Source organism: Hoylesella timonensis S9-PR14 (assembly GCF_000762405.1).
Taxonomy (GTDB): domain Bacteria; phylum Bacteroidota; class Bacteroidia; order Bacteroidales; family Bacteroidaceae; genus Prevotella; species Prevotella timonensis_A.
In genome coordinates this window covers 1-7678 of sequence record NZ_JRPQ01000169.1, presented here as the reverse complement: position 1 = coordinate 7678, position 7678 = coordinate 1, and the positions used below count along the sequence as shown (strand labels likewise).

The window sequence follows — 7678 nt, the reverse complement described above, 5'->3', positions numbered from 1 at the left end:
TCTTGCCTGATGTGTAGGTTGAGGTATTTGAGTGTTTCCTCGAGCACTTCGTCCTGCTGCCACACCTCATCCTCGTCATCGCCNAGAAAGAGCAGNTCATTGACGGANAGNTGGCTGAAAAGCGAATATTTGTCCTGTTCGAGGCTGNCGACAGCGCGGCTTCCGTCGTATAATAATGCCACCTTTCCCTGTCCCTTGACATCGACCCCCTTGGTGATGTCNCTNAGCNTTTGGATGATGATGTCTGCCATCGTGCGCTGTTTTGCCGTGGCCTTGATGCCCGCGTATGATACCCCCAGCGTTCCCACGTCCTGGTACTTGGCATACCGCATCGCCGTGAGTATGTTGATGCAGCTCAGCTCAATCTCGTCTTGCTCCTCATTATATCCCTGCGAGTAGGTCTGTGGCTCTACGAATCCGGCGAAGAGACATTCCCCCTCACGATAGATGTTGACCACCACGTCGCGGCATGACGCGCAGAAGAAGTCGGGCACGAAATTTTTTGTCAGCAGCCTCACGCTCGCCTGTTGACAGAGCAGCACGTCAAAGGTGTCGCTAACCTGGCTCGTGATGTCCACGGGGTCGTCGGTCCAGCTGATGCCGCTCTCCTTCGCCCCTATCTCCATGTTGGGCGTATGGCTGCCTTTCGTGAGGATATGCACCTCTATGCGCTCGTTGAGCTGGTTGTAGAAATGTCCGTGTATGTACATATTTGTTATATTTTTATATTCGTCTTTTTCCTGTTAATGCGCGTCTCGTTGGCAAGGGCTATCACGATGTCGCGCCCTCTGAGCCTTGCCTCAAGCCTGCCTCTGAAACCTCCGCCTGTATCGCCTATCAGAGATTTTAGTTTGTCAAGTGGCGCTATTACTTCAGGGTTGGAGCTTGCTCCGCCATATTCTCCCATAAGGGCGAGGGTCGGTCCGTACACCAGACCTCCATTAGCAAATTTCGGAAGAGACATCATCATGCCGACCAATGAAGCCACCATACCCACGCCCACTGCTATGCCCACGAAGGGTATGCTCGCATGGGCCTTCATTGTCTTGGCAGCTGCACCTGCGACATCGGCTGTAGTCTCCGCATGAGTAGCGGCAGTCCGAGCTGCGCTGTTCGTAACCTCAATACCTGTAGCCGTGGTGTCTATCGTAGCCTCTGTAGTCTTGGCCACGCCTTGTGCCATTGTGGCTGCGGTATTTGCCTGCGTAACACCAGTGAGTGCCTGCACAATCGCAATGATGCTGTTGATGCCCTGATAAATCTGTATAGCTGCGTCCACTACACTGACAATGGTTTCCCAAGCTCCTCGATTGCCCTCAAGAGCATCTGTCAGTGAAGAGATACCGCCACCTATGCCTTTGAGAGAACTCCACGAATTCTCTACCGTAACATTACTCTTTTTAAGTATCTTCTGGTAGTTCTCATAACTCTTGACAAGTTTGTTCACTTCAGCACGCTGACTTTCGTCCATCGGGTTCTTCGTGTCCGCAAGCATATCCTGCAACTCTTTGATGCGTTTCTTTAGTCCATCCAAGCCCATTACCCGCAGTTCCATCGTAAGCTCCCTGCCGTTCATTCCACCAAGCTTGCCGACCTCCTCCTGCAATTCAGGAATACGTGTCAGTTGTTTCATGGCATTGCGCTTCTTCTCCAATGCCATAATGGTGCGCTCTATTTCCGATATTTCAGAGGCGCTTGCCTTCTTCTGCTTTGACTGATAGTAGCTGATGGCGTTGTCCAGCTTCTCGATGCTGTCAAGCCTTGCAATATCCTCAGGCTTTTTCAGTTCAGCCAATGTGTCATCCCACTTCTTACGCAGGTCATTCAGCGCATTGATCTGCTTCTGTATTTCGATACGTTCCTCCTCTGTGGCGGTTTTCAGTAAATCCGAGTAGTACTGTAGTTCTTCCTCCAGCTGTTTGTATGTCTTTATCTTGTCAATGCCTACATCTATGTGCGCACTGCGTTCAAATGCCGTTTTAAGGTCGTTCAAACGCTGTATTTCCTTGTCTATCCCGGCAAGGTCTGATTTCGTGGCACGCTCCCGGAGTGTCTGCTGGTAGGCTATCTCATTGTTGATGTCTTCAAGGGATTTCAGCTCCGTAGGGCGTGCAGCCATATCCTGAATACGGCTGATGGTTTCCTGCTGCTTTTGGAGCATGGCTATTTTCTGGGCATAGAGGGCGATAGTCTTGGTCTCGGAGCCCTTGGTCGTTTCGAGTTTGTTCTGATAAAACTGGATGTTGTTGCCAAGCTCCTTGTAACTCGTGGCGTTGGCTATGAGTTTCTTTCCGTCATACAGGTCCTTGTTCCTCTTTTTATCTTTGTCTTTTTTGACAGGAGAATTGAACTTCTTGTTCCCTTTGAGTGCCGCCTGTGCATTCTCGGTCTTTGCCTTCGTGTTCTCTTTCAGCGCCTTGGTCTGCTTTTCTATTCCTCCTGTCTGTTTTGCAGGACCGCTGTCATCTATGCCAAAGAACTTCTTTACCCATTCCCAAGCCTCCTTGATAACGGTGCTTGCCTTCTCAAAGGCTTTTACAAGGAAATCCCACACGGCGGAAGCCAAGTCCTTCACCACAGCCCATACTTGGTCGCAGATATTACGGAAAGTCTCGCTGTTGTTATAGGCTGCCACCAATATGGCTACAAGCCCGGCTATCGCCATAATGACGATACCTATGGGATTGGCACTCAGCACGAAGTTCAGTGCTATCTGCGCTATCTTCCAAGCATTGGAAGCTATTACGGCTATCTTTGAGGCTGCCGCCTGAGCGAGCGTTGCTATCTTAACAGCCCTCAATCCTGCCACGACGGTTACCAACCCGTTTTTCAGTTGCGCCATGCTCATCATGGCAAGTCCTGTATTAGCTATCATTTCTATATAGGGAGCGGAAGTGCTGGCCAAAGAGCCCGCCCAGTCAAGCATGGACTGTACTTGGTTCTTCAGCATCTGTCCTACACTGTCCCCTGTACTTGACATCTCGTTGAAGGCTTCGTCTATCGTACCAGCAGACTCGGCCATTGCTCCTATGTTTTCCGAGAACTTGTCCTTTTGCTCCCCTGTCAGCGAGCCGAGCAGTCGCAATGCCTCCGCACTGCCGAACAGCTGCCCATAGATGTTTTCACTAAGCTGCCCCGTCTTGGCTGAATATTCCTTAATGCTTGCGTCCAGTCCTAAAAGGAAGTTCTCAAGTCCTCCTGCTGCCTGTACGCTTGCCGCATTGAAGCCTATGCCCATAGCCTCTGCTGCCTTTGTCGCCTCTGCGGACGGTTTAATGAGCGCATTCAGAACGGCAGACAGCTGGGTAGAGACCTCTGCCGTATTACCGGTAACGCCAGTCGTGGTTGCGAAGACTGCCATAAGCTCGTCCATAGACACTCCCAGCTGGGAGGCGCTTCCACTGACACGGGGCAGAGCCTGACCAAGTTGCTCAAAGCTCGTTACACCGTTTTTGGCGGTCATCTGTATCTTATCCTGAATAGCCCCAGCCTGATCCCAGCTCAGTCCATAGTTCTTGATAAGGGTCGAGGTTACGGTTACGGTCTGACCCAAATCCGCAAGTCCGCCGACAGCTGCCTTGCTCGACTGCTCCAAAAAACTTATCCAGTTGTCCTCGGGTACACCGTTCGATATAGTCTGGTATAGCCCAGTAGCGAGTTCCTCACGTGCTAATGGTATATTTTTGCTCAGCCCAACTATCTTCTCGGAGAGCGCATCAAAGTCCTCTCCGCTTTTGCCAGCCATCGTGTTAGCACTGCGCATAGCCGTTTCAAAGCTGTTAAAAGGAGCTGCCAGTCCGCCCACCATATCACGGAGAGTTTCTATAGACCGCATTGCGCCCTCGAACACCATGCTCTTTGCCGCCATTTCCTTCAGCTGAGAGCCTGTGCTACGAGCTGTCTCACCTACCTTTTCCAAAGCTTCGTCAAGCCCGGTAGCTTCAACGCTCAGGTTTTTCAGAACATTGCCGTCGACACCTTTTATCTTAATTTGAAATTCTACTACCTTTGCCATCTTGGTTGTGCTATTTTAGTCCGTTACGCCGTTTCGCTTCCTCGAAACGCCTGTTAAATTCTTCTTTGCTTATTTTCTCATTCTCGGTAGAGATATTTTCCTCGTCCCACGGTAGCGGAAGAACGTCATGCGCCGTCAGCTTCCCTTTTACGTATGGCTGGATAAAGAACATAGCCATCACCCTTGCCCGTTCCCATTCAGAGCGTTCCCTGTCCTTATGTTGCTGTCCCCACCTGTTCCATACTTCGTAAAACTCAAAAGGGGTACACCGTTCAAAGTCATCTCTACCCATCCCGATGCACCCCAAGGCTATTCCCAGCAATTCGTCAATGCTTACTTGCCTGCCACCGGGTTCTCCGTTTTTTTTTGTGAGGCGGCAGCCATATCCTCGTAGAAGGAATTGACACTCCCTGGCTCCAATGAGTCGGCAAACATCTCAAAGTCCATCTCGAAGTCCACTTTGTCCGCATGGCACGCACTCTTCACGCAGCAGAAGATGAACAGTACCAGTTCCGATATATCGGTCTGCTTCAGTTCACTCACGTCCTTTCCTGCTTCATTCTTGAAGCGTACCATTGCTCCCATAGTTACACGGCAGGGATATTCCTTGCCGGCAATCTTCAGTTTGTTAAGTTTCTTTTCGTTCATTATAACTGCTCATTATGTTCCGAATTTTTCTTAATTTCACCTGACAGCCCTGCATCGACCTTTGTTACCGCACCGCAGTTTTGCAAGGTGATGGAATATTTCGCATCGTCGCCAGCTTGACCGTCAAGGTCCAATGACGTGATGAGATACTTGCCCTTATATCCTCCGCTGGCTTTTCCTGTACGTTTATCACCGTCACGGAGATTGTATGCACTATCAACAGGCTCACCCTTGAGCATTGCATCTTTCAGTTGGTCGTAACTCGGAACTTCTTTTGTTCCGTCCGTAAGTACCACACCATCGGCGGTGATCTGCTCCGAGAAGCTCTTTATGTAGCTCTCTTTCCATTTACCGCCTGAAGCCTCCTTGGTTACACGCTCTCCCGTTTCGGCAGAGGTAGAAACCTTACAGCCTGTTGAGAAACCGAGTGCATTCCCACCGATAGATAGGATGAGGTCAGTTCCGTCTAAAACACTTTTTGCCATATTTTTCTTGTTAACAGGGTTAATACTATGCCGGTCGCCACCCCGACGATAAAAGCGATGATTATCATTTTAAGGCTGGGCGAGACACGCTCTTTTGTCGTTTCCTTCAATTCGCTGTTCAAACTCTTTGCCTCACTCAGCTGCCGTTTCAGCGTGATGATGCGCTTTGAGTAACTTGCCACTACCAGCTCCAGAGAGTCGCATTGTGCCTCAATGATGATTTGCTCAGGCTCATTCGCCATTGCCGGTTTCCTTTGGAGTTTGACAGCCGCCTGTTTTTCCCTTGCCATGTACGCTGCTCCTGGTGGCAGCTGCCTGATGTTGTCGAGTGTGAGTTTGAGACAGGCTGTTGCCATGGGAACCCTCACCGGCTTCTGCCATGTTTGGGTGATCGTCTGTGTGAGGCTGTCCCTTTGCAGGCGTAGGCTTTCCTCGTGCAGGCTTTGGCGCGTCACTGTCTTGGTCGAGCGACAGCTCCACACTGACAGGGCAAGTAGTGCGATGAGGACATATCTGAATAGCCTCGATAGCCCTTGAGAGGCGGTTGAGCGCCCGGCGCATCTTGTCTCCATCGGTGCGAAGATTCTCAATTTTGTCATAGTTAGTTTCGTTTTGCTGCTGCAAGCTGATGAGCTCACGGCTCACCATGTCGTACATCTGCTTGTAGGTATCTTCTATCTTTTTTTTCTCCTCGACGGTTCTGAGGCGTCGGTTGGCAATCCAGGCAATGGCGGCGCCGATACCGCCCGATGGGATTGCCCATTGCAGGATTTGAAATATCGTGTCTCCCATTGCTCTGTGTTATAAATGCTGATTGAACGTTTGCCGTATGCCTATCTCGGCTATCCACCGCCCCACGTCGAACGAGGGGCATTGCTTGGCGGGGTTGAGGTCGTGGTGTCCTACGATGCGTATCTGCGGGAACCGGCTGTGGAACTCGAGAACGTATCGCTTGAGCGCCTCGCGCTGTGCTGGCGTGCGGGTATCTTTAGGGCGCATGTCGCTGTCGCATCCACCCACATACACGATGTGCCGGCTCACGCTGTTGTAGCCCGTAGCTCCGTTGGTCACTTCCCACGGGTCCACCTGAGCGTCCTCGTTGTTCTTTACCAGTCGCTCCACACGCCCGTCAAGATGAATGATGTCTGTGTAGCCCACGTGTCTCCACCCCCTGCCTGCCGGAGGTGGCGCGGTGTGCCATCGGCGTATCTCAGCCGCGGTGACCTCGCGCCCCTCTGGCGTGGCGGTGCAGTGGATGACGAGATATTTCATGGGCTTGCTCATCATGCGTTTTCCTTGTAACCGCTTGCCATCACTACGCCTGCGTCGCTCTTTTTAGGCATACAGATAAAGTAATGGCGGAAGTTGATTTTGTTACGCTGGTATTCCGGATCGGTCGAAGCCTCGCTGTAATACATCTTGGTCGAACCAGTAGCCTTGAACACGCGTGGCGTGTAGAAGGCGAACGAGCATTGGAACTCGCCCTTCTCGGCGTTTGCGCCAAGTGCTTTCTTGACGCCAGCCTGCGTATAGAGCGGCGTGTTGGCAAACTCATAGATGTCAAAGCCATATAGCTTGCCTACCTTACCGGTGTTGCGGTCAATGTTGTACTGCTCACGGAAGTTCTGACTAACGAGCAGCAGGTCGTTCACATGATCAGGACAAAGAACGAGGCGGCGGTTGTCCGCAGGCACCTTCATCTTGTCCAACGCCCGCTTCATCGCCACAAGGTCTTGAGGTGTCAGGCGCAGGCGACCCGTCTCAGCGTCGCGCTCTCCGGTAGTGGTAAGCACGGGCGTGGTGGCGCTGTTCTTCTGAGCGCAGAGCGCATGGGCAGCCTTGGCGAATTTAGAATCGTTGATGGCGTTGCCGTGACTTTCCTTCACCCGTGCCATCTTGTCGTAGCTCACCGCATAGAGTTCGTCGTCCGTGATAGGAGTAACCTTGGTTTGGAACTTATCGAGCTTCACGGCAATATCCTTATCATCCAATGCCTGAAGGGGAATCGGATAGGTGGTGTTATTCACCAGCACGTCAGGGTCCACACCAACATCGACGAGGTGAATGACGTCGTTGTTGGTGATGGAACTCTGATCTGGCACGCCGTCGAGCCATGAGCCTTCAAGGCCGCTGCGCAAAGCCTTAACCAGCTCGCCAGTCCATATCTCTGTAAATACTCCGGCACGCAACACGCCTTGGGGCATAGTCCCGGCAAGCACGGCCACCACATTCATTCCCACAGCACCTGTCATGGGGGAAAGCCCAAGAACCGATGCAAAGGTCGCGCCCGTCACTGCATTGAAGAGCAGGGTACCGAGCAGCATTAAAATTCTGTTCATTGTCAATTTTTTTAAAGGGTTATACTTTTAGATTTCGCAATCGATACCATACTCAGCCTTGTACAGGCGTTTGTATTCCTCGGGATTCTCCAATCGCAACGTGGCAATTTGCTCAGCTGGCACATCACTCAGTTTTGTGAACTTCTGTTCACCTGTAGGAGCGCCACCCTGATGTCCTATCACGGAAGACA

At 51.5% G+C, this 7678-nt stretch carries 8 protein-coding genes; all 8 read right to left on the bottom strand.

Going from position 1 to position 7678, the window contains the following annotated elements:
• Positions 1–715 precede the first annotated feature (715 nt).
• From HMPREF9304_RS10675 to HMPREF9304_RS10640, 8 genes are read right to left on the bottom strand one after another with little or no spacing between them, the layout of a single operon-like run.
• Entirely contained in the window at positions 716–4015 is a 3300-nt protein-coding gene (locus tag HMPREF9304_RS10675; RefSeq protein ID WP_036928941.1) for a phage tail tape measure protein, read from the bottom strand.
• 10 nt (positions 4016–4025) lie between these two features.
• Positions 4026–4337, bottom strand: a complete 312-nt coding sequence (locus tag HMPREF9304_RS10670) for a hypothetical protein (RefSeq protein WP_156104814.1) — start codon at positions 4335–4337, stop codon at positions 4026–4028.
• An 11-nt stretch (positions 4338–4348) separates the two neighbouring features.
• A complete protein-coding gene (locus HMPREF9304_RS10665) occupies positions 4349–4663 on the bottom strand; it encodes a hypothetical protein (protein WP_036928937.1) in 315 nt (104 codons plus the stop codon).
• On the bottom strand, positions 4663–5148 hold the full coding sequence (locus tag HMPREF9304_RS10660; protein WP_036928935.1) for a phage tail tube protein: 486 nt from the start codon (positions 5146–5148) through the stop codon (positions 4663–4665). The genes HMPREF9304_RS10665 and HMPREF9304_RS10660 overlap by 1 nt, the downstream gene beginning before the upstream one ends.
• Positions 5130–5390, bottom strand: coding sequence for a hypothetical protein (locus tag HMPREF9304_RS10655; RefSeq protein WP_036928933.1), 261 nt, complete (start codon positions 5388–5390; stop codon positions 5130–5132). Before HMPREF9304_RS10655 ends, HMPREF9304_RS10660 begins: the two co-directional genes overlap by 19 nt.
• The gene (locus HMPREF9304_RS14735; protein WP_036928931.1) at positions 5380–5940 is read right to left on the bottom strand and encodes a hypothetical protein; all 561 of its coding nucleotides are present in this window, start codon (positions 5938–5940) and stop codon (positions 5380–5382) included. The genes HMPREF9304_RS10655 and HMPREF9304_RS14735 overlap by 11 nt, the downstream gene beginning before the upstream one ends.
• A 9-nt stretch (positions 5941–5949) precedes the next feature.
• The gene (locus tag HMPREF9304_RS10645; RefSeq protein ID WP_036928945.1) at positions 5950–6432 is read right to left on the bottom strand and encodes an N-acetylmuramoyl-L-alanine amidase; all 483 of its coding nucleotides are present in this window, start codon (positions 6430–6432) and stop codon (positions 5950–5952) included.
• Positions 6432–7472 carry a hypothetical protein gene (locus HMPREF9304_RS10640; protein ID WP_052046110.1) on the bottom strand — a complete coding sequence of 347 codons (1041 nt, stop codon included), beginning with the start codon at positions 7470–7472 and terminating at the stop codon, positions 6432–6434. The genes HMPREF9304_RS10645 and HMPREF9304_RS10640 overlap by 1 nt, the downstream gene beginning before the upstream one ends.
• Positions 7473–7678 lie beyond the last annotated feature (206 nt).

What these genes read in the sequence shown, in the direction of transcription:
- HMPREF9304_RS10675 (WP_036928941.1), bottom strand. Translation starts at nt 4,015, where the DNA reads ATGGCAAAGGTAGTAGAATTTCAAATTAAGATAAAAGGTGTCGACGGC.
- HMPREF9304_RS10665 (WP_036928937.1), bottom strand. Translation starts at nt 4,663, where the DNA reads ATGAACGAAAAGAAACTTAACAAACTGAAGATTGCCGGCAAGGAATAT.
- HMPREF9304_RS10660 (WP_036928935.1), bottom strand. Translation starts at nt 5,148, where the DNA reads ATGGCAAAAAGTGTTTTAGACGGAACTGACCTCATCCTATCTATCGGT.
- HMPREF9304_RS10655 (WP_036928933.1), bottom strand. Translation starts at nt 5,390, where the DNA reads ATGGCGAATGAGCCTGAGCAAATCATCATTGAGGCACAATGCGACTCT.
- HMPREF9304_RS14735 (WP_036928931.1), bottom strand. Translation starts at nt 5,940, where the DNA reads ATGGGAGACACGATATTTCAAATCCTGCAATGGGCAATCCCATCGGGC.
- HMPREF9304_RS10645 (WP_036928945.1), bottom strand. Translation starts at nt 6,432, where the DNA reads ATGAGCAAGCCCATGAAATATCTCGTCATCCACTGCACCGCCACGCCA.
- HMPREF9304_RS10640 (WP_052046110.1), bottom strand. Translation starts at nt 7,472, where the DNA reads ATGCTGCTCGGTACCCTGCTCTTCAATGCAGTGACGGGCGCGACCTTT.